The sequence below is a fragment of the Novosphingobium sp. JCM 18896 genome (assembly GCF_025938095.1).
Taxonomy (GTDB): Bacteria; Pseudomonadota; Alphaproteobacteria; order Sphingomonadales; family Sphingomonadaceae; genus Novosphingobium.
Genome location: NZ_JAPCZF010000005.1, coordinates 238,805 through 264,243 on the forward strand (window position 1 = coordinate 238,805; position 25,439 = coordinate 264,243).

The following is a 25,439-nucleotide window of genomic DNA, read 5'->3' on the forward strand; positions in this document are numbered from 1 at the left end:
CGTTCAGGCTTTCGCTTGGGCGATCACCGCGGCGAGCGTGCGCTCGGCGAGCGGGATCTTGAACCGGTTGTCCTCGGTCGGGCGAGCATCGGCGAAGACGCGTGCGCTGACTCCGCGCGCACCCTCGGGGAGCGTGGCTTCGGCTGCCTCGACGCGCCAGGGCTTGGGCGCGACGCCGCCGAAAGCGACACGGCCCGTGCCGTCGCGCTGGATCACCGCGGCGACCGAAACGAGGGCAAAGGCATAGGACGCGCGATCGCGGACCTTGCGGTAGACATGGCGGCCGCCGAGCGGCTTGGGCAGGGTGACCGCGGTGATGAGCTCGCCGGGCTCGAGCGCGGTATCGCGCTGCGGGGTGTCGCCGGGCAGCCGATGGAAGTCGGCGATTGCGATCCGTCGCGTGCGGCCGTCGGCGGCAACGGTCTCGACCGTGGCGTCGAGCACGCGCAGGGCAATCGCCATGTCGCCCGGATAGGTCGCGATGCATTGCTCCGAGGTACCGATGACGGCCAGCTGGCGCGAATAGCCGCCGAGTGCGGCGCAGCCCGAGCCGGGCTTGCGCTTGTTGCAGGGCTGGTTGGTATCGTAGAAATAGGGACAGCGCGTGCGTTGGAGCAGGTTCCCTGCCGTCGTCGCCTTGTTGCGTAACTGGCCGCTGGCACCCGCGACGATCGCGCGGGTCAGGACACCGTAGTCACGCCGCACGCGCGCGTCGGCCGCGAGCGTCGTGTTGGTGACGAGCGCGCCGATCCGCAGCCCGCCGTCTTCGGTTGCCGCGATGGTGTCGAGCTTGAGATCCTGGACGTCGACGAGATGTCGTGGGGTCTCGATCTCGAGCTTCATCAGGTCGAGCAGGTTGGTGCCGCCGGCGAGGAACTTGGCGCCGGGCTGCTGCGTGACCGCGGCCGCGGCCTGAGCGGGGGACGTGGCCCTTTCGTAAGTGAATGCTCTCATGCCTTGATCCCCGCGACTTCGGCCATCGCATCGAGGATGTTCGAATAGGCGCCGCAGCGGCAGAGATTGCCGCTCATCCGTTCGCGGATCTCGGTAGCGGTGATCTCAGGTTTTGCGCCGAGGTCGGTCTGGACGTGGCTCGGAATGCCCAGCTCGATTTCGCGCATCACCCCGACGGCCGAGCAGATCTGGCCCGGCGTGCAATAGCCGCACTGATAGCCGTCATGCTTGACGAAGGCGGCCTGCATCGGATGCAGCTTTCCAGGATTGCCGATACCCTCGATCGTGATGACTTCGTCGCCGCCGTGCTGCACCGCGAGTGACAGGCACGAATTGATCCGCATGCCGTTCACGAGGACCGTGCAGGCGCCGCACTGGCCGTGATCGCAGCCCTTCTTCGTGCCGGTCAGCCTCAGGTGCTCGCGCAGCAGGTCGAGTAGGGTGGTGCGCGTGTCGACCTCGAGATCGCGGGGCCGGTCGTTGACCGTCAGAGAAATCCGCGCTCTCGGCGGCGGTGACCCGACTTTCCGAGTTTCGGCTCCCGCTTGGGCGGGGAGCGTGGCGATTGCCGCCGAGGTCATGCCGCCCACCAGCACGGTGCGGCGCGAGGTTGGAAAGCCGTCATGCGCGTCCATAGAAGTCCTTCGAGGTTCCGCCGGGTCATGCCGGAGCGGTCCGGCGATGCGGCGGCGGCGTTCGCTGCCAAGGGGACAACGCACGAGCTGCGGTTTTGATCTAGGCTCCTCGATCGGAGCATCGCATGCGATCGCAATCCCGTCGCTTTCGAGCCGATGCTGGCGAAATGGACGCCGCCGAATGCCGGACAGGACCTCAAGCGAGGGGCGCATCTTGCGAGAAACAAAGACGCTCGTCAGGCGCCGGGTTCGCCGTCCTCGATCGGTAGCACGATCCTGGCTCTCGCGAGCATGTCGCGCGCCTGCTCGATCGGAATGCCGTGCTTTTCGGCGAGCGCTTCGGCGCTGTAGCGACGCGTGTCGTCTTTGGAGCGAGGCGGTGTATCGGCCATCGCTTCGATGATCGAACGCCGAGGTGCCACCGACAATAACATGGATCAAGAGCCCGACAGGAACGGACGAAGATGGCGTTCACGGCGCGCCGATATTCTTTTCCAGAACCCATCGGCGCGCGGGGCGTTCTCATTAGGGGACACACGGATCGCATCTCAGCGGCCGCCGAAATCGAAGGAGACGATCGATGCCGCTCAAAGCCCTCGCGCTCAATTGCACGCTCAAGGCCGATGCCGGCGAGGAGAGTTCTACCGATGCGATGATCGCGGTTCTTGAGAAGGCATTCGGCGAGAACGATGTCGCGATCAGCGAGACCGTCAGGGTCGCGGCGCTAGACATCAAGCCAGGGGTCACCTCGGACGAGGGCGAGGGCGACGACTGGCCCGCCCTGCGAAAGAAGATTCTCGCGCACGACATCCTGATCTTCGGCGGTCCGATCTGGATGGGACAGATCGGCTCGGTCGCGAAGCGTGTGCTCGAACGGATGGACGCGTTTCTGAGCGAGACCGACGCGCAGGGCCGCATGCCGAGCTACGGCAAGGTTGCGGTCGCGGCGATCGTCGGCAACGAGGACGGCGCCCACTTCTCGTCCGCCCAGCTGTTCCAGGCGCTGAACGACGTGGGCTGGACCATCCCTGCCGTCGCGGCCTGCTATTGGGTGGGCGAAGCGATGGGATCTACCGATTTCAAGGACCTGAAGCAGACGCCGAAGAAGGTGAAGGAGACCGCGGCCATGGTCGCTGGCAACGCCGCGCACCTTGCCGGCTTGCTCAAGTCGAAGCCCTATCCTGGCGGGTCATGATGCACGTACCGCTGCGCTGGATGCTCGCCGCGGTCACCGGGTAGAAGAGCCTTTCCAGCGAATAGACCAGACATCGAAAGCCGCCGCGCCATGCAGCTCAACCCTTCTGTCCCGCTTCATGCGCTGGATCTGGAAATCCTCTTGCGGCTCGGCATGGCCGCCGTCCTCGGCCTGCTGCTGGGCCTGGACCGTGAACTGCGCGGTCATGCCGCCGGCATGCGAACCCATGGGATCATTTGTTTCAGCGCAGCGATGATGACGGTCATCGTGCTCGGGCTCTACATGCAGTTGGGGCAGGGCGAGAATTCGCGGATGGACCCGCTGCGCATCATGGAGGGGACCGGCGCCTTCGTCGGCATCATCGCGGCGGGCCTCATCGTTACCAGCGGGGTCAAGGTCCACAATCTCACGACAGCCGTGCACATGTGGCTGGCGGCGATGATCGGCATAGCCTGCGGTGCGGCGCAGTGGCCTCTGGTGACGGTCGCCGTTCTCGTCGCAGTGATCATGCTGACGCTGCTGCGCGTTATCGAAAAACGTTGGCTCGAACCCAAGGATGCTCGCGATCGCGCGTCTTCTGACGATGGATCGAGGTGATCGGCCGCAATTGCGATGCGTGGGGCCGTGGCGATGGTCGCTTGCGAACCCGAGGGTGATCCCGCGCGTTGAAGTCGCGGGGGATCTAGGAGACGAACGATGCCGCGCGGCGACAAGGATGCCTACACCGACAAGCAGAAGCGCAAGGCACGGCACATCGAGGAAAGCTACGAGGATCGCGGCGTGCCGAAGAAGGAGGCCGAGAGCCGCGCCTGGGCGACGGTCAACAAGGAAAGCGGCGGGGGGAACAAGTCTGGGTCGGGCCGAGGCCAGAAGGACACCCACGTCTCTTCCTCGCGCGGCGGCAAGGCCCACAAGTCGGGATCGTTCGAACAACGCTCGGCCGCGGCGCGAAAGGGATGGGTCACGCGCCGCAAGCACGCGTCGGGCTGACAGAGGTCGAAAGCCCGCCCGATGACTTCTCGGGTGCTGCTTCCGCTTCTCCCTGAACCCCGGAACTTCGGAGCGCGCGTGGCTGCTAGATGCTCTGGTTCCCCAATCCCGCGGCATGCTTGGCGGCGACGAAGCCCCAGGTGAAGCTCGGGCCAATCGAGCAGCCGGCGCCCGGATAGGTACGTCCCATGACCGCGGCGGTGGTGGTGCCGGTCGCATAGAGCCCGCGGATCACCGCGCCGTCCTCGCGTAGCACGCGCGCGGCGCTGTCGGTGACGACGCCGCCGAAGGTGCCGACATCGCCGGGATTGATCGCCACGGCATAGAACGGTCCCTGTTCGACCGTGCCGAGGGTCGCGTTGGGGCCGTGGGTATAGTCGCCGAGGAAGCGGTCGTAGGCCCGGTCGCCGCGGCCGAAGTCCTCGTCCTTGCCCTGGCGCGCGAAGCGGTTGAAGCGTTCGGTCGTGTCCTTGAGCGCGGCCGGCTGGATGCCGCAGGCCATGGCCAGATCCTCGATCGTATCGCCCTTGCGCAGGAAGCCGCTCGATAGCCAGTCGGCGGGCTTGTTCGCGCCGGGCAGCGTGGCCGCGAGCATATAGGTTCTGATGAACTGGCTATCCATGATCATCCAGCTGGGCAGGGCGGGAACCGTCCGATGGCGTTCGAGCATGTTCTGGCAGAACAGCATGTAGGAGCCGCCCTCGTTCATGTAGCGCTGGCCCGATTGGTCGACGAGGAAGGCGTGCGGCTTGCACAACTGCATCTGCGCGCCCGCCGGGCCGCCGTCGCCGGGCGGCATCATGTTCTGGTTGCCGACCATTTCTTCCATCTGGCCCATCTGCGCGCCGATCCGCATCATCTCGCGGTGCATGTCGCCCGTGTCGCCCTCGGCGGCGATCGACCATTCGCTGCGCGTGCCGGGAATGTACTTGTTGCGCATGTCCTGGTTATGCGCGAAGCCGCCGGCGTTGAGCAGCACGCCGAGCCTTGCGCCGATCCGCATGCGCAGGCCGTCCTTCTCGACCACGACGCCCGTGCAGGCGCCGTCCTCGATGACGACCTCCTTGACCGCGATGCCGGTGCGCAGTTCGACCCCGGCCTTGAGCGCGGCCTGGAGCATGCGGCCCTGGAGCGCAGCGCCGGCCGTGACCCAGTGCTTGCCCGTCAGCTTGGCGGTCAGGCCCTTGAGCACCATCTTCGCCGCGGTCCACTTCGCCTTCCACGAGCGGTTGATCAGCGGCAGGATCATCGCATTGTAGATCGGCACGGGCATCTGGAACGCGTTTGGCCGCAGTTTCGCCTTCCACGCGCCGAGCTCGTTGACGTCGAACAGCTTGGCGTGGACCGTCCGGCCGAGGGTGCCGCCGTCGCGATCGTCGTAATAGTCGGGCCAGTGCGGCGCGCGCTCGAACGGCACGCCCTGGCGGATCAGGAATTCGAGCATGGCGTTGGCTTCGGTGATGTAGGTTCGGCGCCTCTCGCGGCTGGTGCCGGGCGCGTCACCCTCGCGCGCCGCGACCACGGCATCGAGATAGCGCTCGCCCTGTTCGACGCTGTCGGCGACGCCGGCTTCCTTCATGAAGCGGTTCGCCGGGATCCACATGACGCCGCCGGCTTTGGCGGTGGAGCCGCCGATCAGGTCGGTCTTCTCGAGGATAAGCACCGACTTGCCCGCCTGGCGCATGACCAGACCCGCGCACATCGAACCACCCCCGCTGCCGACCACGACGAAATCGAACGTCTCATCCATATCCTGCTCCCCTCTCGCGCTCTCTATCCCCGGCATGCGACGAGCGCGTCAACGGATCTTGATCCTGATCGACGTCGCTTCCCAAAGGGACAAGCCAAGGCGCACTTCGGACCGCTTCGGCGGTCAGCTTCTCGACATGTTCTGTCAGCAGGTGATTGGCTCGGGGTAGCGCCTAGAGCCGGCGGTTTCCTGAGCGAAAGGGGACCGGGCTGGATCGGGATCGATGCCTTAAGATGCCGCGCGCCCCTTACCTAACGTTCGTTCGATCGAAGCCCGCGTGACGGGGTGATATGTCGCTTTCGCCTTGCCGTATATGCGCCAAGCGATCGCGGTTCCCCATTCGCACTCTTTCATCAAGGCGCGATATACGGGTGCGATCAGCAGGATACGGCCGTTGTGCGTCAGGTGGTCCTCGATCGAGCCGAGGGCGGGCTCGTAGCGATTGCCGATCGCGAGCTGTAGCCAGGCGTTGCGGACGTAAGGATTGGGTGAGGCCGACAGGGCGTAGGCCTCATCGATCTCGGCGAGCCGTGCCGTCGTCTGCCGGCGTGGCAGGCGGTCGAGGAAGCGCAGCCATTCCTGCGTCGACCAGGCCTTCGTGTCGATCGAGCGGGCGGGGGCTCCGGCCTCGAACCGCGCGCGATCGGCGTCGATCCGTGCGAGCGTGGCCGATTTTACATGCACCGCGTTGCTCGGCAGGCCAGTCCCGTAGACCCAGTCGTCGAGCTGCAGCCGGGCTTCCAGCGCGGCATCATCACCGATCAGGTTGCGGCGCAGGTCGGCCAGGAAGCCTGCAGACGTCTGTGGCTGGAAGGCGTGGCGATCGAAGTAGGACTTGAGATAGGCATCCCACCGCGCGCGGCCGACCGCCTGTTCGATCGTGCGCAGGAAGGTCGATCCCTTGTAGTAATCGAGCTGGCCGGCCGTGCCCTCGGGCTCGCCGTGGAGGCGCGTGGCCTCGGGCTTGGCCGCTGCGAGATCGCGCTGCATGTCGTCCCAGCCCAGGTCGGCCAGGGTGGCAGCGCGCTCCTTGCCGTAGACGGCCTCGTCGATGCGGTTTTCGAAATAGGTGGTGAAGCCCTCGTTGAGCCAGGAATCGGACCAGGTGGCGTTGGTCACCAGATTGCCCGACCACGAGTGCGCCAGCTCGTGGCCGATCACGTTGATGTTGGACTTGTCGCCGGTGATGATCGTCGGCGTCGCGAAGGTCAGCCGCGGGTTCTCCATGCCGCCGAAGGGGAACGAGGGCGGCAGGACCAGCACGTCGAAGCGGCCCCAGCGATAGGCGCCGTAGAGGCTTTCGGCCGCGTCGATCATCTTCTCGGTGTCGGACAGTTCCTTCGCCGCGCGGTCGAGCATGGCTGGTTCGGCATAGACCCCCGAACGCGGGCCGAGCGGGCGGAAGCCGATGTCGCCCACGGCCATCGCGATCAGATAGGGCGGCACCGGATTGTCCATGCGGAAGCAGAAGCTGCGCCGGCCCGGCGACGCCGGCTTGCACCCTTGCGTCTGCGCCTCCGCGCTCATCGCCACGCGCAGGTCCTGCGTCGCGGTGACCCGCGCGCTCCAGGTCTGGCGGATGCCCGGGCTGTCCTGCGTCGGGATCCAGCTGCGTGTATTGATCGACTGGCCCTGGCTGAACAGATAGGGCTTGGCCTTGCCCAGGGTCAGTTCGGGCGGCAGCCATTGCAGCGCGCGCGCATCGGGGCGGGTGGCATAGCGGATCACGATCCGGCGCGCCGTGCCGATCTCGACGGTGATCGGGGCGCCCTTGTAGTCGTCGGCGGCGCCCCAGCTCCAGGTCAGCGCCCGGCCGCGCGCGTCGGTGATCGTGGCGATGTCGAGATCGAGCCCGTCGAGGACGATCCGTTTTGCCGCACGCGTTGCGATCAGGTCGAGCGTCGCGGTGCCGGCGATCACCTGGCGGTCGAAATCGATCGCGAGGTCGAGATCGACGTGCCGCACCCGCGCCGTTGCCGGTTCGGCATAGCTGAGCACGTCGCGCGCTTCGGGTGTGGTCAGGATCGGCGACGGGGCGGAGCTGGCGGCGGCGGGCAGGGGGCTCAGCGCCGTGAGCGCGAGCAGCGTGGCGAGCCTGCGCGATGCGATGCGCGTCATGCGCTGTACCCGCGCACGGGGATGGCGGTGGTGTGCTTGATCTCGGACAGGGTCACGGTCGATTGGATGTCGATCACTCCGGGCAGTTTCTGGATCACCTTGAAGATGAAGTTCTGATACCAGTCGAGCGACTGCGCGATGATCTTCATCAGGATGTCGCGGTCGCCGAAGGCGGTGTGGCATTCCATGATTTCGGGGATCAGCTCGATCTTGCGCTGGAACTCGGCGCGCTGTTCCTCGCTGAGCGTCGCCATCTTGAGCGTGGCGAAGATGTAGAGGCTCTCGCCGAACTTCTTGCGATCGAGCACCGCGACCTGGCCGACGATGTAGCCCTCGTCGCGCAGCCGTTGCAGCCGGCGCCAGCACGGCGATTGCGACAGCCCGACGCGCTCGGCGAGTTCCGTGGTCGAGAGGCTGGCATCCTTCTGCACCTGCTCGAGGATCTTGATGTCGAGTTGTGTCAGCGCGTCGCTCATGCGTGGTGGTCCCTTGACTGCGGGAATCTCCGAATGCCGACGATCTAACATAAAATATCCATACTGTCGCGCTGTTGGGGATATTCCATGCCGTATTGGGCGGCTCTGGGACGCCGCGTAGTCGATGGGGTGGGGCGATCGGCGCGATCATTTCGGGTAAGCGCGGTTTGGCGACACAATTATGCAATAGAGCGCCTGCGGCCTCTGCATTTGCATAAATTTTCCCGCGCGGTGCGCATAGGCTGCGCGGCGACGATGGCCTGCGCATGAACCTCCGCTATGCATTCCTAACCGCGCTCGCCGGGGTGCTCCTGGCCTGCGTGGCGGTCCTGGCGCAGGCCGAAGTGCCCGCGACGGCGCGGCCGGTGGTTGCGACTCATCACGTCGGCCGCTTCGGCGGCGAGCGGATCGCCTATACCGCCACGGTCGAGGGCCTCAACGTCACCACCAACGCCAAGGGCGAAAGCGCGCGCCTGGTCAGCTTCGCCTATACCCGCGATGACACCGATCGGGCACGACGGCCCGTGATGTTCGTATTCAACGGCGGCCCGATCGCCGCGTCGCAGTACCTGCACGTCGGCGGCATCGGGCCACGGCGCGTGGCCTATCCCGACGACGTCACCGCCGACCCCGCCGGTTTCCGCCTGACCGACAACGCCTATTCGCCGCTCGACGCGGTCGACCTGGTCTTCGTCGATCCCGCCTCGACCGGTTTCAGCCGCGTGCTGCCCGGCACCGATGCCAAGGCCTATTTCTCGGTCGAGGCCGACGCGCGCCAGTTCGCGGCCTTCATCCGCGCCTGGCTGAAGCGGCAGGGGCGCGAAGGCGCGCCGGTGTTCCTGTTCGGCGAGAGCTACGGCACAAATCGCGCGGCCGAGATCGCCCGGCAACTGGCTGAAGCGCCCGAGCCGCTGCCGCTGGCGGGCGTGTTCCTTTATGGCCAGGCAGCAAACATCGTCGAATACGCGCAGCGCCCGGCCAATGTGACCTCTATGTCTCCTCGCTGCCGACCCTGGCGGCGATCGCCTGGTATCATGGCCGCGCCGATCGGCAGGGGCTATCGCAGGAGGCCTTTCTCGCCGCCGCGCGCGACTTCGCCAAGCATGACTATTTGACCACGCTCTATGCCGGCAGTGCCGCGCCGCTGGCTGATCGCCAGCGGGTGGCGGCGCGGCTGCAGGCGTTTACCGGGATCGCGGCCGACTGGTATCTCGCCAACGACCTGCGCATTACCAAGGAGCGCTATCGGCTCGACCTGCTGAGCGATCGCGGCCTGCTGCTTGGTCGCTCGGACGCACGCTATGTCGCGCCGTTGACCGAGGCGGGCGGCCGGGCCGATCCGTCGGACGTCGTCGGCGATGCCGCCGAGCGGCTTTTCGCCGAATATCTGCGCCGCGAGCTCAAGGTGACCTGGCCCGATCGCTACGTCGCCATGGCCGAGGCCGGCTTCGGCGGCTGGGACTGGGGCGCGGGCAGCGCGCTCGGGCCTTTCGGCGACTGGCCCTATCACACCGGCATCGGCGCGATGATGGCGCGCAATCCCGGCTTCCGCCTGGTCGTGGGCAACGGTTTCTACGACACGCAGACCACGATGGGCGCGGCCGAACTGCTGGCGACGCAATCGGGCTGGGATCCGGCGCGGGTGACGCTGCGCTACTACGACGGCGGTCACATGGGCTATTCGGTAGCCGCGACCGCGCGCGCGATCGGTGAGGACATCCGTGCGTTGGTCAGGGGCCAGCCGGAAAGGGAAACACGATGAGCCTGCCGTTCTACGATGCGCAAGCGGTCGAGCGGCTGCTCGACTATCGCGGTTGCATCGCGGCGATGCGCGAGGCGATGCGCAGCCTGTCCGAAGCGGGCAAGCCGCAGCCGCTGCGCCAGATCGTCCAGATTTCGGATGCGGCTATGTTCGGCGTCATGCCCGGCGATCTCGGCGCGATCGGTTCGTTCGGCGCCAAGCTGGTCAGCGTCGCCGAGGATCCCGCGTGGCCGGGGCGCTCGCGCCACCAGGGCGTGGTCGTCGCCTTCGATACGGTGACCAACGCCGTCGCCTGCATCGCCGATGCCGAGGCGGTCACCACGATCCGCACCGCCTGCGCGACGGCAGCGGCGACCGACGCGCTGGCGCACCGCTCTGCGCGCGTGCTCGCGGTGTTCGGCACGGGAACCCAGGCCCGCGCACACATCCGAGCGCTGACCCTCGTGCGGCCTTTCGAGCGCGTGCTGCTGTGGGGCCGCTCACCCGAGCGCACCGCCGTGCTCGCGGCAGAACTGTCGGTCGAACTCGGCGTTGCGATCGAGGCCGTGGCGAAAGGCCATGAAGCCGCTGCACAGGCCGATGTCATTTGCACGGTCAGTGGTTCTGCCGAACCCATTCTATTCGGGGATTGGGTGCATTCAGGAACCCACGTGAATCTTGTTGGTTCGAGCTTCCTCGGCCGCTGCGAGGCCGACAGCGCGCTCGTCGTCAAGGCGCGCTATATCGCCGACTATCGTGCCGGCGCCCTGGCGCAGGCGGCCGAATTCGTGGTCGCACGCGACGCGGGCCTTGTCACCGACGAGCATGTCGTCGGCGAGATCGGCCAGGTCTTCGCAGGCAGGCTCATCGGACGCGAGAGGCGCGACCAGATCACGCTCTACAAGTCGCTGGGCCATGTCGCCCAGGACCTTGCCGCTACGGCCTATCTGCACGCGCGTGCCACGGGGGGAAGCCAGACCGCATGAAGTTTTGTTCCACCCTGGGCGCCGTCGCGCTGTTGCTCGGAACCTCGGTCTCCGCGCTCGCGGCGACGACCGAACGGCTGTCGATCGTCGCCAACGACGAGATTGTCGGCTCGCTGGTGGCCGAGAGCGAGGGCGACCGCACGACGGTGGACTTCCGCGTCGACAACAACGGCCGTGGGCCGAAGCATCGCGAGGAACTGCGCTTCGACGCACAGGGCCTGCCGCTGAGCTGGACGATCACGGGCACCTCGCTGATGGGCGGCACGGTCGACGAACGCTACGGCTGGACCAAGGGCCGTGCCATCTGGTCGAGCCAGGCCGATGCCGGCAGCCGCAAGGCGGCGCGCGCGCCGCTCTACGTGGTCAATGACGACAGCCCCTTTGCGCTGTGGGTCTATGCCCGTGCCGCGCTGGCGCAGCCGGGCCAGGCGATCGATGTGCTGCCTGCGGGCAAGGTCTCGATCGAACGGCTGCAGACGCTGACCCTGGGCGAGGGGGCGCAGGCAGCCGAAGTCACCGCCTATCGCCTGATTGGCGTACAGCTCGATCCGTCCTACCTCTTGCTCGACCGCGAGGGGCGGCTGTTCGCGGTGTTCGGTCCTGGCTCGGACGGCACGACGATCCGCGCGGGCTACGAGAAGAGCGTGAAGGCGCTCGCCCGCCTGGGCAGCGAGCTCGAAGGCCAGCGCGCGCGAGACTTGCAGCAGCGGCTGGCGCATCGCTTCGACGCGCCGATCCGCATCCGCAACGTCCATGTGTTCGATCCTGCCACCGGCCAGCGCTCGGGCCTGTCGAGCCTCGTGGTGATGCGCGACACGATCACCCAGGTCATGCCCGAGGACGGCGCGCCCGCGCCGGCGGACGAGGTGGTGATCGATGGCGAGGGCGGCACGGTCTATCCTGGGCTGCACGACATGCATTCGCATGCGACCTTGCCCTCGGGCCTGCTCTACCTGGCCGCGGGTGTCACTGCGACGCGCGACATGGGCAACGACAACGCCTTTCTCCAGGGTTTGATCAGCCGCGTCGAGGCGGGCGAGGTCGCCTGGCCGCGGATTTCGCCGAACGGCTTCATTGAGGGGCGCAGCCCGTTCTCGGCGCGCAACGGCTTCGTCGCCGACAGCACGGCGCAAGCGCTCGATGCGGTGCGCTGGTATGCCGACCGTGGCTATGCCGAGATCAAGATCTACAATTCGATGAACCCCGACTGGGTCGCGCCGATCGCCACCGAGGCGCACCGGCTGGGGCTGAAGGTCACCGGCCACGTCCCGGCCTTCGATACGCCTGACCGGGTGATCGCCGACGGCTACGATTCGATCGCGCACGTCAACCAGCTGATGCTCGGCTGGATCCTCAAACCGGACGAGGACAGCCGCACGCCCTTGCGGCTGACCGCGATGCAGCGCGCCGGCGCGCTCGATCTCAATGCGGCCAATGTCCGCCACACGATCGACCTGATGAAGACGCGCAAGGTCGCGCTCGATCCCACCGCGGTGATCCTCGAGCAACTGATGCTCAGCCGCGCGCGACAGGTGCCGCCGGGGCAGGAGGATTCGCTCGGGCACATGCCGATCGGCTTCCAGCGTTATCGCAAGCGTTCGTTCGTGACCCTGGCCGATGCGGCGCAGGACCAGGCCTATCACAGCGGCTTCGCCAAGGTGATCGAGACGATCGGCCTGCTCCACCGCGAGGGCATCCGCCTGCTGCCGGGCACCGACGACACCACGGGCTTCGCGCTGTTGCGTGAGCTCGAGCTCTACGTGAAGGCCGGGCTTACTCCCGCCGAGGCGCTGCGCAGCGCGACCTTGGGTGCCGAGGAATTCCTCGGTCGCACCGATCGGCTGGGCACGCTCTCACGCGGCAAGCTGGCCGATCTCGTGCTGGTCCCCGGCGATCCGAGCCAGGACATCTCGGTGATCCGCCGTCCGCGCATGGTGCTGCGCGGCGGGGTGATCTATTTCCCGGACGAGATTTACACCGCCTTGGGAATTCAGCCGTTCACCACGCCGCCCAAGATCCGCCCGGCGGCCACCACGGCTGCGCGCGACGACGCGCCGGGCACCACCGGCTTCGGCCATGAGGGGCACGAGCATGAGTTCTGATCCGGCGGCGGCACAGTCGCCCGCGACCCTGCGCAAGAGCGTGGGCCTGACCGGGGTGGTGACCTTCGGCGCGGGCACGGCGATCGGCGTGTCGATCTTCTCGATCCTCCAGCCCACCGCCGAGGTCGCGGGATCGGGGCTGCTCGCGGCGATGGGGCTGGCGGCTTTGCCGATGCTCGTCTTCGCGGTCGCCTATGCCTATCTTGGCTCGGCGCTGCCGGTCTCGGGCGCGTCCTACGAATGGCCGAGCCGCTTCATCCATCCGGGCGTCGGTTTCATCATCGCCTGGCTGCGCATCGTCGCTAATGTCGGCGCCCTGACGATCCTGTCGCAGGTCATGCTCGGCTATCTGTCCATGGTCGTCGACATTCCGCTCAAGCCGGCGATGGCCGTGGCGATCACCGCGATCTTCGCACTCAACTACGTCGGCGTATCGATCGCCGCGCGTCTGCAGTCGCTGCTGATGGGGCTGCTGCTCGTGGCCCTGGCGATCCTCGTCGCCTTCGGCCTGCCCAAGTTCGATCCCGCGCTGGTCGGCCATCCGCTGGAAACGCCGCCGCTGTTGATGCTGGCCACGGTGCCGCTGATGATCAGCCTGTTCATGGGCATCGAATCCGCGGTCGAGATCGGCGAGGAAGTGCGCGACGCCGGCCGCAACGTGCCGCTGGGCATCGCGCTGGCCATCGTCCTGACCGTGGTGGTCTATGGCCTGGTGGCGGTGACCTCGCTCGGGCTGGTCGGACCCGAGGTGCTGGCCACGAGCAAGGCGCCGCTGCTCGACGCCGCCAAGGCCGCGCTCGGCGACTTCGCCGTGCCGCTGATCGTCAGCGCTGCCTGCCTGTCGATCTTCAAGTCGATGAACGCCTCGGCGCTGATGTTCTCGCGCAGCCTGTTCGCGATGGGCCGCAACGGCGCGCTGCCACGGTTGCTCGGCGTGATCCACCCGCGTTTCGGCACGCCGCATCGGGCGATCCTGCTGGCCTATGGCTGCGCGATGGCGGGCCTCCTTCTGCCGCCGAGCCTGATCTTCCTGCTGCTCGCGGTGAACGTGCCGACGATGCTCAAGTATATGGCCTGTTCCTATTCGGCGACCGTCGTGGCGCGCCGCCATCCCGAGATTCACGCGCGCGCGCAGGTGCGGCTGGCGCCGCGCACCGTGGTCGCGGTCGGCTATGCCGGGGTGGTCTGCGCGCTGGTGATCGCCGTGCTCGGCGTCGAGGCCGATCCGCGGCCCTATGCTCTGATCGGCGGCTGGTTCGTGATTGGGCTGATCTACTGGTTCGCCAAGGGCCGGCACGAGATGCGCGGCGAAACCAACCGTACATAGCCGCAAAGGCCGATCAAATTATGCCGAAACCCCGGTTTTGGCCCCGCAGATAGAATAATCCGTTCCCGCTCCACGGCTTAGAAGCGGAAATGGATTTCAGACCGCCCCAAGGCGGCAGCAGGTGAACGCAATGATGGACGAGGCTCCCGGCACATATACGCAGTGGGTGCGTCAGGCGATCGGTCTGGCGCGCGCGCGCAAGGGGGACATGCTCAGCCTGTTCGAGAGCTCGGTACCCGAGCCGCGCGAACTGCTGCGCGAAGCCGTGGCCGCAACCGCGGTGCCCGAACTGTCGCGCTACTACGTCAGCGCCTTCTCGGGCGGCAATCCCTTCATCCGCGAGATGCTGGCCGCGCAGTACCAGGTGCCGCAGGATCATGTGATCTGCACGACCGGTGCCACCAGCGGCCTCGCGCTGATCTACCGCGCCTGCCTGGCGCCGGGCGACCGCGTGCTGATCGAGACGCCGAGCTTCGACCTGTTCACCGGCCTTGCCGAAGTGCAGGGCGTCGCGGTCGATCGCTTCGAGCGCTCGGGCGAACGTTTCACGATCGATCCCGCCGCGGTCGAGGCCAAGCTGCATCCGCGCACGCGGCTGGTGGTGATCTCCAACCTGCACAATCCCTCGGGCATGCCCGTCGATCATGCGGGCATGAAGCAGTTGGCCGATCTCGCCGAGCGGCGCGGCTTCCTGCTGGTAGTGGACGAGGTCTATGCCGACTACGCGGGCGAGGGAGTCTGGCCCTGTCCGGCCCAGGCGTTGTCGCCGGCGGTGCTCAGCCTGTCGAGCCTGACCAAGATCTATGGTCTCGGCACCTTGCGCTGCGGCTGGATCGTCGGTGCGCCCGAAGCGCTCGCGCCGATCCGCCGGCTCAGCGAGAGCACCGAGTTTGGCGTATCGACTCTGTCGCACGCGGTTGCCGCGCAGGTCATGGCCAATCGCGCGGTGTTCGACGCCCATTCGCGCGACTACGTCGCCCGCTGCCGGCCGGTGTTCGATGCCTGGTTCGCGCGCGTTTCGGCCGAAGGGCTGATCGGTGGCCTGCTGCCCGATGACGGCTGCATCTGCTTCCCGTCGCTGCCCGGCGTGGCCGATGCGCGTGCCTTCTCGCGCTGGCTGATCGAGCGGTCGGGCGTGCTCGTCGCGCCAGGCGAATATTTCGGCACGCCGGGTCGTATCCGGCTGGGCTTCTGCCTCGATCCCGAGCGGCTGACCACGGGCCTGGCGGCGCTCGAGGACGGGCTGCGCGCCTATCGTGACAGGGCATCGGCCGCCTGAGGAAATTTTTCCCCCGGACGAGAGGTTTCGCAAAAGTTTATGCGCGCGCCGCGCGCCGGGCCGCGAATGAAAATAATTCTGGCGGAGGGCTGCAGCTATAGCTGCCCCCGACCGCCTCCCCCAGGGCGGGGGTGAATACAAGTCCGCATTGTGGCCGATAGAGCCGCTTCGGGTCGCAAATATGACAAGCGCTGCGCGGGCCTGCGGGCCTGACGCGGCGCAAAAACAAATCAGTGGAGGTCAGTAGATGAGAACGTTCAAGCACGTCGCAACCACCTCGGTGGCCCTTGCCGCGCTCGCCTCGGCGATGCCGGCCCTGGCGCAGGAAGCCCCCGAGGGCGATGCCTCGGGCTCCGAAATCGTCGTCACCGCGCAGAAGCGCACCGAGCGCCTGATCGACGTGCCGCTGGCGATCAGTGCCGTCTCGGCCGAGACGCTGACCACGCAGAACCTCAATCGCCTGTCCGACTACTACAACCGCGTTCCCGGCCTGCAGTACGCCGGTCAGCGCGTCGCGGCGATCTCGCTGCGCGGCGTGACCACGGGCGGTGCGACCGGCCCGACCGTGGCGCTGCTGGTCGACGACGTCCAGTTCGGCGGCACCACCGCCACCGGCCAGCCGCCGCTCCCCGACTTCGACGCCAGCGCGATCGAGCGGGTCGAAGTGCTGCGCGGCCCGCAGGGAACGCTCTACGGTGCGGCCAGCCTCGGCGGCCTGATCAAGTACGTGCTCAAGGAGCCGAGCACCGAGCATATCTCGGGCCGCGTCGAGGCCGGCGGCACCGCGGTGTCGCACGGCGACTTCGGCTATTCGCTGCGCGGCTCGGTCAACCTGCCGATCACCGACTGGCTGGCGATCGCGGGTAGCGCCTTCAAGCGCGAGGACGCGCCCTATCTCGACAATGCGCTGACCGGCGAGAAGAACGTCAATACCCGCGACGTCTGGGGCTTCCGCGCCGCCGCGCTGGTCCAGCCGACGCACAATCTCAAGCTGGTGTTCTCGGCGCTGCAGCAGAAGCAGGACGCGATCAACAGCGACCTCGCGGTCATCGCCGGCGGCGTGCGCATCTGCGCCGCCTGCTACACCGGCACCAATGCCGCGACCGCACCGACCACCTTCGATCCGGTCGACGGCGAACTGACCATCCGCTCGCTGCCTTCGCCGAATTCGGCCAAGTTCGAGCTCTACAGCGCCCGTGCCGAGCTCGACCTCGGCCCGGTCAAGGTGACCTCGATCAGCGCCTGGAGCGAGGCGACCAACGCGATCACCAGCGACGTCACCGGCGTGTTCGGCGGCCTGCTGCGCGCGCGCTTCGGCCTGGCCACCGTGCCCGGCGTCCAGATCGTCAATGCCGACAAGACCACCAAGTTCTCGCAGGAAGTGCGCGTTTCGGGCGATGCCGGTCCGTTCAACTTCGTGCTGGGCGGCTTCTACACCAACGAGCGTGCCACCACCGACCAGACCCTGGTCATGAGCGGCAGCGGCTCGGGCACGCCCTACATCGGCACCGGCCCCGGCAGCTATCGTGAATATGCGGCCTTCGCCGACGTCACCTGGCACCTGACCGACAAGCTCGACCTGCAGATGGGTGGCCGCTACGCCAGCAACAAGCAGGAGAACTTCAGCAACCTGGTGCTGGCGCCGCAGGTCGAGACGACCTTCGGCCCGTCGGGCACCACGATCGGTCGCTCGAACGACAGCGCTGCCACCTGGGTGATCTCACCCAGCTATCACTTCACGCCCGACATCATGGCCTATGCCCGCGTCGCCAGCGGCTATCGTCCCGGTGGCCCGAACATCAACAAGCCGCCGCTCGCGCCGGCCTCGTTCGGTCCCGACCGCGTCGTGAACTACGAACTGGGCTTCAAGGGCAAGGTCGTTCCGGGCGTGCTGACGCTCGACGCCTCGCTGTTCCAGATCGACTGGAAGAACATCCAGCTCCAGGGCGCCGATCCGGTTACCTCGCTGACCTATGTCGCCAATGGCGGCAAGGCGCGCAGCCGCGGCTTCGAATTCGCCGCGAACGTCACGCCCTGGCAGGGCATGTCGATCGATGCGAACTTCGCCTATACCGATGCCGAGATCACGCAGGACATCCTGACCCTGCCCGGCGGCGTGGGCTTCCGCGGCCTGCCCGGCGATCGCCTGCCGTTCACCGCCAAGGTGGCGGGCAGCGTCAGCGCGCAGCAGGAATTCCCGCTGACCGAACGGCTCAAGGGCAACCTCGGCTTCACGGTGATCCACGTCGGCAACCGTCCGGGCGAGTTCCAGAACAACGATGCCGGCGCCACGCGCCCGCGCATCCTGATGCCCAGCTACACCACGCTCGATCTGCGCGGCGGCCTAGTCTACGACGAGGACTGGAGCCTGAGCCTCTATGTGCGCAACGTGACCGACACGCGTGGCATCTCGATCGCCGACAACCGCAACGGTACGGCCGTGCCGACCGCGCTGTACATCGTGCCGCGCACCTTCGGCGTGACCGTGGCGCGGAACTTCTGAGGCCTCGTGTAACAATGTGCGGAAGAAGTGCGCGGGAGCCTCGGTTCCCGCGCACTTTTCATATTGAGAGACTGCCCATGAAGCCGGCGCATTTCCTGTCGACCCTGGCCTCGGCCACACTCGCGGCACTCGCCGTGCCAGCCAGCCTGCAGGCCGCCGAACCCGCGGTCACCGTGACCCTAGCGCCGATCGCCGCGCCCGATCACGCTGACGCGATCGGGACCGTGGCGGTGACCCTGCGCTTCGACGGGCTGACAGCTGCGGCGGGCACGCCGGTGCTGCGGCTGCCGCTGGTGGCGAGCAACGTCGATACGGTCGCGACGGTGATGACCGGCTTCGCGGCGCGCGACGCAGCCGGGCCGTTGACGCTGACTCCGCGCGACGTCGATCTGCCCGAGGCGGGGATGCGCGACGCGGTGGGCGGCGGTCCCTCGCGCGAGTGGCTGGCAGACCGCGCGATCACCGGGCCGCTGACCGTGCGCTACAGCGTGCCCGCCGAGGCGGCCCTGCCGCCGCGCGGGCCGGCGCCGCCGTTCTCGTTCAGTGCCGACGGCCAGGGCGTCTCGGCGGCGGGGCACATGTTCCTGCTGCTGCCGCCGGGCGAGGGGCGTTACCGCACGACCTATGCCTGGGACCTGACGCGCGCGCCCAAGGGCAGTCGCGGCGTCAGTTCGCTGGGCGAGGGGCGCCGAACCGCCGCCCAGCCGCTCGATGGCGCCGAACTGCGCATGAGCTTCTTCATGGCCGGCCGGATCGGCACCTGGCCGGCCAAGGTGCCCGCGGCGGGCTTCTTCGGCGCCTGGCAGGGATCGCCCTGCTTCGACGCGAGCGAACTGCTCGGCTGGACCGGCAAGCTCTATGGCCAATATGCGCGTTTCTTCGCGCGCAAGGACGCACAGCCCTATGGCGTGTTCCTGCGCCACAACCCGATCAACGCCGGCGGCGGGGTCGGCCTGCACCACGCCTTCGTCACGACCTTCGGTAAGAACAGCTGCCGCGATCTCGGCAAGATCCGCCTGACCCTGGCGCATGAGATGTTTCACACCTTCCAGCCGTTCATCGCCGAACCCGGTGGGCTCGAATCCTCGTGGTTTGGCGAGGGGCTGGCGACCTTCTACCAGGCGCGGCTCCCGTTCCGCTTCGGGCTGCTGACGCCCGAACAGTACATCGCCGACGTCAACTGGACTGCGGCGCGCTATTACACCAGCGCCATGGCCCGCGTGCCCAACCGCGAGGTGCCCAAACGCTTCTGGGCCGACACACGCGTGCGCACGCTGCCCTATGACCGCGGCATGCTCTACTTCGCCGCGCTCGACGACGAACTGCGCAAGGCCTCGGGCGGCAAGCGGTCGCTCGACGATCTGATGAAGGCCATGCTCGCGCACGAGCAGACCGGTGCGCGCAATACCAATGCCGATTGGGAAGCGCTGCTGCGGCAGGACCTCGGCGAGGGTGCGGTGCAGCGCTTTCGCGGCTTCCTCGAAGGCGACATCCCCGTTCCGGCGAGCGACGCCTTCGGCCCCTGCTTCCGCCGGATCGCCAAGCCGTTGCGTCGCTACGAGCTGGGCTTCGAGCCCGCGGTGCTGGCCGAGCCCAAGCGGATCGTGCGCGGTCTGATCGCCGGCTCGGCCGCCGCAGCAGCGGGGCTGCGCGACGGCGACGAGATCGTCGACCCGGTCCCGCAGGACGCCATCCAGGGCGAGCAGAACGAAAGCCTGAACTTGCGCATTCGCCGCGGCGCGGAGATTTTCCCGCTCACCTATCTGCCGCGGGGCGAGGTGGTCGATGCCTGGCAGTGGGAGCGGAACCCGAGCCTTGGAGATGGGAGTTGCGGATCGATGTGACATTGCGTCCTCTCGAACGCCGCCTTTCCTTCATCACACGTCAATCGCAATCCGGTGGCCTGCTGAGAAGCTGGGTTTAGTCGGAGAGGTTGGGAAACGGGGGCAGTGTCGCACCCCACGCCTCTCGGTTTCGTCGCGCCGACGACGGGTTTCGTCGCGGGAGGATCTGCTGGGCGAATGATCATCCGCCTCGGTCGCAGGTGCCTGGAGCCTGCGCACGGCTCGGCATAGCCCGCCCCTGATCGCGGCACCCCGCCGCCAGGAGATCCAGCGTGGCTCGTTCCCTATACCGTCATAGCCTGAGCATGTTCGGCCTGCTCGGCGTGCTTGTCAGCGTTCAGGCGCATGCCTCCGTCACCGCGCCGCAGGCCGCGGCCCCGCAACCGCTCGAAGTGCTGCCATCGGGGCATCCCGTCGTCCAAGTGAGCATCGACGGCTCGGCACCGCGGCGTTTCGTCATCGACACGGCGGCGAGCAGCACCACGATCATGCCCAAGCTGCGCGCCGAGATGCCGGGCCTGGTCGCCAAGCCCTCCAACGACCCGCTCGACGGGGCCTCGGGCCGGGTCGACGTGGAGACCGCCGTGGTCGGAGACCTGCAGGTCGCCCGCCAGAGCTTCCGCTCGCCCGAACTGATGCTTTTGCCGCCGGGACCGACCGACCGGCTTGGCGTCGACGGCATACTCGGTGCCGACATCATCGCCGATTTCGTGGTCGAGATGGACATGCCCGGCCGCACTTGGCGCATGGTTCCGAAGCTCGAGGCCGGAATGCTCGACGGCCTGACGGCCTCGACGCCCTTGACCCTCGACAAGCACCGCGCGCCGCGGCTGGTCGTGCGCGTCAACGGCGTCGAGATGCCTGCCGTGCTCGATACCGGCGCGCGCGGCACGATCGTCAACTGGGCGGGGGCAAAGGCGATCGGTCTGACGCCCGACAGCCCCGGTCTGGTCAAGGCATCGGACATCAAGGGGGCGACGAACCACGCGACCGCGAGCGTCGAGACGTCTCTGAACGCGCTAATGATCGGCGAGGCAAAGGTCGAGGGCGGCAAGGCTCGGATTGCCGACCTCTCGGTGTTCAAGGAACTGGGCTTCGGGCTCGACCAGCCCGCGGTGATCCTCGGGATCGACACTTTCGCCGACCGGCGCCTGGTGATCGATCATCCGGGTCTGCGCCTGCACATCTCGCCGCCGCGCGTGGCGGCGGTTCCGCAATCCTGATCCGAAAGCGAACCCGTCATGAAAACTATCCTGATCTGCGGCGTGGCGCTCGGCGCGCTCGCCGTCGCTGCCACGACCGCGCTCGCACAGCAGGTGCAGAGGCCGAAGGTCGAGGCCGATTACTGGCTCTCCGCCGAGACCGTCTCGGGCATGGCCACCGGCCAGCCCGCGGGCGTCGAGAAGAGCCTGATGCTCCAACTTGGCTCGCTGCGCCGCAATGCCGCGCCGAGCGCCGAGCATTTGCCGCCGCAGGTGCTACGCGCGGGCGAGCGCCTGCCGCTCGTCACGCCTCAGACGGGCGTGCCCAAGGTCGATAGCCGGCGTGACTACCGCCCCGGTCCGCAGCAACAGCCCAAGGGGCGGATGGAGCTCTATTGGGGCTGCGGCGAGGCGGCATCTGCCGGACAGCCTTTCGTCATCGATCTTTCGACGATGCGACCGGGCGCTGCGTCGCCCTTCGGTGCGATCCCGCAAGTGCGGACGATGAACCCGCCTTCGACCGGGCGCCACGCGACCTACGGCGAGTGGCTGGGTGGCCGCAAGGGCACGCGGCTGCCGCGCGAGGCTTCGCTCGTCGGCGATCACGTCGTGCAGGGCAACTATTCGCCCGAGATGCGTTTCGCGGTCGCCGCAGGAAGCGATTTCCTCGCGCCGCTCAACCCGCGTGACGCCAAGCTGGCATCGGGGGCGGTCAAGGTTTCCTGGGCGACCCAGGCGCAGGCACGCGGTTATATCCTGACCGTCACGGGGGCGCGCGCGGACGGCACCGTCGTCATGTGGACCTCGAGCGCGGTGCGCATGCCGGGCATGGTCCTGCCCGACTATCTCGAGCAGGGTGATATCGCTCGCCTGGTCCAGCAGCGTATCCTGCTGGCACCCGAAACGAGCGAATGCGCGGTGCCGGCCGCGGTCGCCAAGGCGGCGGAATCGGCGATGCTGATGATGACCGCCTATGGTTCCGAGGTGAACTATGGCGCGCCGCGCGAGGCGCCGGCCGGCTGGACGGTCAAGCTGCGGACCAAGGCGACGCACATGGGCATGCTCGGTGTCGACATGGCGAGCCTGATGGGCGGCGGTGATGACGAGGACGACGATGCGTCCCCCGCGCAGCCGAAGAAGCGACGCGGCCTTTTGCGCGGTCTCGGCGGCGCGCTGGGCCTGCCGCGTTGAGGCGAGTGGCAGACGTGCGGCGTTCGCTAGCCAAACTCGTCATGCTGGGGCTTTTTGCGACCGTGCCGGCGATGTCCGCGGCCCAGGCGGCCACCACCGACGGTCGTGCGCCCAGGCGGCTGATGGAGCGTTGGGCGGTCGCGACGCCGATGCTTGGTGGCGGCTTGCCCGGCTGGTATTCGAAGATCCCCGACATCCATGTGCACCAACCGCGCAACCTCGCGCGGATCCCGCTGGCCGAGATCGATCTGCTGCGTCGCCGCGCGATGGTCGCCTTCGAAGCACTGATGCGCCAGCCGTCGCTGCACGACGTGCGCGGTGCAAGCCTGCAGGCGGATATCAACATCGCGGTGGTGCCGACGCTCGACGGGGTGCGGCTGGTGGGGGCGATCCTGAGCATCAATGCGAAGAGCGTGATCGAGGGAAAACCCGATACGATTCAGCGTGATGGTCGCTATCTGACGCCGTCGGAGGAGGGGGCGGTCCTCAGTGTCCATCTCAACCCTTACGACATGATGGCGCGACGTCGGGTTCAGGCCGAAGGGGTGGAGCGAGGTGGTTTCCAGGTCCGCACGGGAGCGGCTTACGGAATCTACGCCGCCGACCGGTTGCCCGACTACGATCCCAATTCGGACTATGCCTGGGGCCCGCGCGCCCTCGCGCTCGAACTGCAGGATGACCGAAGCTGGTATCAGCCGATGGCGGCGGGCGTGCATCCGCTGCTGGCCCACGTGTCGAGCCATTCGCACGAGAACGAAGACCTGCGCGGCGATCGGTTGAACCCCGACCGTCCGCTCGCGCGGCTCGCTGCGGCGATGTTCATGCTCGACTGGGACGATATCCGCCGCCGCATGAAGGCGGTGACTTGATGCGCTTTCATACTCGTTCGGACAGGGAGACCAGGATGCCCCACGCGTTTGTGGGCCGTCGCCGCCTCATCGGTTGGCGACGGCACGACAACCTGGTCGGGGGAACCGTGTCCGCCAGTCGTCCGAGCCTGATCTGCTGGAGGCTGGCTTGCAGCGCGTCGAGCGTGGAGAACTGGCACGAGGTCTATTGAGCCTCGGTTACCTGAAGCGGATATAGGCAAGGCATGAATCCCAGATCCGACTTTCGGCAGGCGGCGGCGCTGATTGCGGCGACATGGATACTCACGTCGCTCTTCCTGATGGTTCCTTTCCATCTCTCGCGTAGCGGGGGCGCGGGATGGAACATGATCATCTCGCTGGTGAACCTTTGCGTCGTCGGTTCGCTGTTGTCGGCCGGAGTCTATATGGGCGTGCGGGCCGTTCGCGAGCGAGGAAGGCTCGTCCGCTTCGCGGTCGTCGGCGCGGCGGTGGTGATCGCGGCGCTGTTGCTGGCCATGTCCGAAGCGTTGATCTCGCAAATACTCGATCACTACTATCCGCACGCCGCGCGGCCGGCGCCTTTCGCCTTTCGCGTCAGCAATGCATTCGCGGCCCTGGTCTGGGAGTTCGCGCTGCTCGGCACGGCCTTCTCGCTCATTGACGCCACCAACCTCGCGCGCGAGCGCGAGCGCGAACTGGCCTTGGCGCGCGAAACCGCGAGCAAGGCGGAGGCGGCGGCCAGTGCGGCGCGGCTCGCGGCCCTGCGCTATCAGTTGAACCCGCATTTCCTGTTCAACACGCTCAACGCCATCTCCTCGCTGATCGTCACACGTGAATACGGCCCAGCCGACGCGATGCTGGGCAAGCTGTCGGAATTCCTCCGCGCGACCCTGGCCGACAACGCCGACGCTCTGATCCCGCTCGAGGACGAACTCGCCACGCTCCAGCACTATCTCGAGATCGAGAGCGTCCGCTTCGGCGAGCGGCTGGAAGTGGCCTTCGTCTGCCCGAGCGAGCTCAACGACGCTCTGGTGCCGAGCTTCGTGCTGCAGCCATTGGTCGAGAACGCGATCAAATATGCCGTGGCGCCGTCGGCCGAACCGGTGGCGATCTCGGTCGAAGCCGCGGCCGACGGTGAGAGCCTGATGATCTTCGTCGAGGATGACGGGGCTGGCGGAGAAGCCTCTGCCAAGCCCGGGACGGGAGTGGGTATCGCCAACGTGCGTCAGCGCCTGCACACGCTCTACGGCAGTGCAGGCACGCTCGAGACCGCGCAGCGCGAACGCGGCTTCGTCTCGATCCTGCGCATGCCGCTGACGCGGCGCTTCGCTCAGGCGCCGGCGGCATGACCGCGCTGCGCGTCCTGCTGGTCGATGACGAGCCGCTGGCGCTGCGCCGGCTTGCCACCTTGTTCGAGGACATCGACCAGGTCGAGATCGTCGGCACGGCTGCAACGGGGCATGAGGCCGAGGCTCAGATCGCGTCCACACGCCCCGACCTGGTCATGCTCGATATCTCGATGCCGCAGAAGAGCGGGCTGCGCGTTGCCTCGGACCTCCCGGACGAGGAGCGGCCCGAGATCGTGTTCGTGACCGCCTTCGAGGAATATGCTCCCGACGCCTTCGAGGTCGAGGCGGCGGATTATCTGCTCAAGCCGGTGCGCTTCGATCGGCTGCGCCAGGCGGTAGAACGCGCGCGGCGGCGGCGGAGCCAGCGTGACGCGGCCGAACGGCTGGCGGCGATGCCGCAGACCGAGGCGTCGACGCGCGAGGAATCCATATGGGTGCAGGTGCCAGGCGGCCAGGTCCGCCTGGCGATTGGCCAGATCGAATGGATCGAGGCGGCCAAGGACTATGTCCTGTTGCACACCGCCACGCGCAGCTTCATCCACCGCATCTCGATGACCGCGCTGGAGCAGATGCTCGACCCCCAGGAGCTGATGCGCGTGCACCGTTCGACCTTCGTCCGGCCGGGCCTGGTCACCGGGGTTCAGCGGCTCGGCAAGGGGCTGATCGCGCTCGAGATGCGCGACGGTGCGGAAGTGCAGGTGGGCCCCAGCTATGTAAAGGCGGTGCTGGCGCGGCTGGGTTTGGCCTAGGCGAAAATCCGCTTCGCTTGCCGGCAGACAGCCCCAAGAGCTCGACTTTGCCGGCTCTATCCGATTGATCGCACGTAGCGGGTCAGTTGGAGCGAAACATCCGACCGGATCTGACGGAAATCCTGACATCGTGAGAAACGGACGCCTCCCGGAGCTGCGACGCGGGAGGATCGAGGCGTTGGTGTCTTGGGATCGGATCA

Annotated in this window: 22 protein-coding genes; 16 read left to right on the forward strand and 6 right to left on the reverse strand. The window is 67.4% G+C overall.

Annotated features, from left to right (window positions below; translation table 11 throughout):
• Positions 1-3: 3 nt before the first annotated feature.
• The 3 genes from OLX23_RS18380 to OLX23_RS18390 form a co-directional block, all read right to left on the reverse strand.
• Entirely contained in the window at positions 4-954 is a 951-nt protein-coding gene (locus OLX23_RS18380) for an FAD binding domain-containing protein (protein WP_264446492.1), read from the reverse strand.
• Entirely contained in the window at positions 951-1,589 is a 639-nt protein-coding gene (gene paoA, locus OLX23_RS18385) for an aldehyde dehydrogenase iron-sulfur subunit PaoA (RefSeq protein WP_264446493.1), read from the reverse strand. The genes OLX23_RS18380 and paoA overlap by 4 nt, the downstream gene beginning before the upstream one ends.
• Before the next feature lie 236 nt (positions 1,590-1,825).
• Positions 1,826-1,981 carry a hypothetical protein gene (locus OLX23_RS18390; protein ID WP_264446494.1) on the reverse strand — a complete coding sequence of 52 codons (156 nt, stop codon included), beginning with the start codon at positions 1,979-1,981 and terminating at the stop codon, positions 1,826-1,828.
• Positions 1,982-2,169: 188 nt separating this feature from the next.
• Here OLX23_RS18390 and OLX23_RS18395 point away from each other — a divergent pair, with 188 nt between their 5' ends.
• From OLX23_RS18395 to OLX23_RS18405, 3 genes are all read left to right on the forward strand, one after another.
• Complete coding sequence (locus OLX23_RS18395) at positions 2,170-2,784, forward strand: flavodoxin family protein (RefSeq protein ID WP_264446495.1); 615 nt, start codon at positions 2,170-2,172, stop codon at positions 2,782-2,784.
• Between the two features lie 90 nt (positions 2,785-2,874).
• Positions 2,875-3,381, forward strand: a complete 507-nt coding sequence (locus OLX23_RS18400; protein WP_264446496.1) for an MgtC/SapB family protein — start codon at positions 2,875-2,877, stop codon at positions 3,379-3,381.
• A 99-nt stretch (positions 3,382-3,480) separates the two neighbouring features.
• The gene (locus tag OLX23_RS18405) at positions 3,481-3,774 is read left to right on the forward strand and encodes a plasmid stabilization protein (RefSeq protein ID WP_264446497.1); all 294 of its coding nucleotides are present in this window, start codon (positions 3,481-3,483) and stop codon (positions 3,772-3,774) included.
• An 85-nt stretch (positions 3,775-3,859) separates the two neighbouring features.
• On the opposite strand, the gene OLX23_RS18410 is transcribed toward OLX23_RS18405, so the two are convergent.
• From OLX23_RS18410 to OLX23_RS18420, 3 genes are all read right to left on the reverse strand, one after another.
• On the reverse strand, positions 3,860-5,524 hold the full coding sequence (locus tag OLX23_RS18410; protein WP_264446498.1) for an FAD-binding protein: 1,665 nt from the start codon (positions 5,522-5,524) through the stop codon (positions 3,860-3,862).
• A gap of 228 nt (positions 5,525-5,752) precedes the next feature.
• Entirely contained in the window at positions 5,753-7,642 is a 1,890-nt protein-coding gene (locus tag OLX23_RS18415) for a M1 family metallopeptidase (RefSeq protein ID WP_264446499.1), read from the reverse strand.
• Positions 7,639-8,118 (reverse strand): Lrp/AsnC family transcriptional regulator, encoded by a 480-nt coding sequence (locus OLX23_RS18420; protein ID WP_264446500.1) that lies wholly within the window; start codon positions 8,116-8,118, stop codon positions 7,639-7,641. Before OLX23_RS18420 ends, OLX23_RS18415 begins: the two co-directional genes overlap by 4 nt.
• Positions 8,119-8,384: 266 nt before the next feature.
• Between OLX23_RS18420 and OLX23_RS18425 the strand changes: the two genes are divergently transcribed.
• The 13 genes from OLX23_RS18425 (at position 8,385) to OLX23_RS18485 (ending at position 25,239) form a co-directional block, all read left to right on the forward strand.
• Positions 8,385-9,233, forward strand: a complete 849-nt coding sequence (locus OLX23_RS18425; protein ID WP_264446501.1) for a S10 family serine carboxypeptidase-like protein — start codon at positions 8,385-8,387, stop codon at positions 9,231-9,233.
• Positions 9,230-9,880, forward strand: a complete 651-nt coding sequence (locus OLX23_RS18430) for a hypothetical protein (protein WP_264446502.1) — start codon at positions 9,230-9,232, stop codon at positions 9,878-9,880. The genes OLX23_RS18425 and OLX23_RS18430 overlap by 4 nt, the downstream gene beginning before the upstream one ends.
• Complete coding sequence (locus OLX23_RS18435; protein ID WP_264446503.1) at positions 9,877-10,845, forward strand: ornithine cyclodeaminase family protein; 969 nt, start codon at positions 9,877-9,879, stop codon at positions 10,843-10,845. The genes OLX23_RS18430 and OLX23_RS18435 overlap by 4 nt, the downstream gene beginning before the upstream one ends.
• The gene (locus tag OLX23_RS18440) at positions 10,842-12,947 is read left to right on the forward strand and encodes an amidohydrolase family protein (RefSeq protein ID WP_264446504.1); all 2,106 of its coding nucleotides are present in this window, start codon (positions 10,842-10,844) and stop codon (positions 12,945-12,947) included. The genes OLX23_RS18435 and OLX23_RS18440 overlap by 4 nt, the downstream gene beginning before the upstream one ends.
• A complete protein-coding gene (locus OLX23_RS18445) occupies positions 12,937-14,274 on the forward strand; it encodes an APC family permease (RefSeq protein ID WP_264446505.1) in 1,338 nt (445 codons plus the stop codon). Before OLX23_RS18440 ends, OLX23_RS18445 begins: the two co-directional genes overlap by 11 nt.
• Before the next feature lie 130 nt (positions 14,275-14,404).
• The gene (locus tag OLX23_RS18450) at positions 14,405-15,553 is read left to right on the forward strand and encodes a pyridoxal phosphate-dependent aminotransferase (RefSeq protein WP_264446777.1); all 1,149 of its coding nucleotides are present in this window, start codon (positions 14,405-14,407) and stop codon (positions 15,551-15,553) included.
• Positions 15,554-15,800: 247 nt separating this feature from the next.
• Complete coding sequence (locus OLX23_RS18455; protein ID WP_264446506.1) at positions 15,801-18,056, forward strand: TonB-dependent receptor; 2,256 nt, start codon at positions 15,801-15,803, stop codon at positions 18,054-18,056.
• A 77-nt stretch (positions 18,057-18,133) separates the two neighbouring features.
• The gene (locus OLX23_RS18460; protein ID WP_264446507.1) at positions 18,134-19,900 is read left to right on the forward strand and encodes a peptidase M61; all 1,767 of its coding nucleotides are present in this window, start codon (positions 18,134-18,136) and stop codon (positions 19,898-19,900) included.
• 272 nt (positions 19,901-20,172) lie between these two features.
• Positions 20,173-21,123: an aspartyl protease family protein gene (locus OLX23_RS18465; protein ID WP_264446508.1), complete on the forward strand. Its 951-nt coding sequence runs from the start codon at positions 20,173-20,175 to the stop codon at positions 21,121-21,123.
• An 18-nt stretch (positions 21,124-21,141) separates the two neighbouring features.
• Positions 21,142-22,293 carry a hypothetical protein gene (locus OLX23_RS18470; RefSeq protein WP_264446509.1) on the forward strand — a complete coding sequence of 384 codons (1,152 nt, stop codon included), beginning with the start codon at positions 21,142-21,144 and terminating at the stop codon, positions 22,291-22,293.
• 5 nt (positions 22,294-22,298) lie between these two features.
• Positions 22,299-23,162 (forward strand): hypothetical protein, encoded by an 864-nt coding sequence (locus OLX23_RS18475; RefSeq protein ID WP_264446510.1) that lies wholly within the window; start codon positions 22,299-22,301, stop codon positions 23,160-23,162.
• Positions 23,163-23,506: 344 nt separating this feature from the next.
• Positions 23,507-24,490: a sensor histidine kinase gene (locus tag OLX23_RS18480; protein ID WP_264446511.1), complete on the forward strand. Its 984-nt coding sequence runs from the start codon at positions 23,507-23,509 to the stop codon at positions 24,488-24,490.
• Positions 24,487-25,239, forward strand: a complete 753-nt coding sequence (locus tag OLX23_RS18485) for a LytR/AlgR family response regulator transcription factor (RefSeq protein WP_264446512.1) — start codon at positions 24,487-24,489, stop codon at positions 25,237-25,239. The genes OLX23_RS18480 and OLX23_RS18485 overlap by 4 nt, the downstream gene beginning before the upstream one ends.
• Positions 25,240-25,439: the final 200 nt, after the last annotated feature.